Genomic DNA, 232 nt, shown 5'->3' with positions numbered 1-232 from the left:
GCGCACCGACATCGCGGGGCGTACCGTCTCGGTGACGGACGCGGCGGGCAACACGACCTCCACGGCCTACAGCCCTTACTTCGACCAGCCTTCCGCCGTCACCAACGCCCTCGGGAAAACGACATGCTACAACTACGATCTCCGGGGCCGCAATACGGCGCAATGGGGAACGGGCGCCCAGCCCCTGCTCTTCGGCTACGACGAAGCCGACAGAATGGTCAGCCTTACCACC

The 232-nt window shown here is 65.5% G+C and carries 1 protein-coding gene; it reads left to right on the top strand.

Going from position 1 to position 232, the window contains the following annotated elements; translation table 11 throughout:
* On the top strand, positions 1–232 hold a 232-nt coding region (locus HJW02_RS13080), incomplete at both ends, for a hypothetical protein (protein ID WP_208050691.1).

Origin of the sequence: Akkermansia sp. GGCC_0220 (genome assembly GCF_017566105.1) — a bacterium.
Lineage (GTDB): Bacteria > Verrucomicrobiota > Verrucomicrobiia > Verrucomicrobiales > Akkermansiaceae > Akkermansia > Akkermansia massiliensis.
The sequence above is the reverse complement of the archived record's forward strand: the minus strand, read 5'-3'. Positions and strand labels throughout refer to the sequence as shown.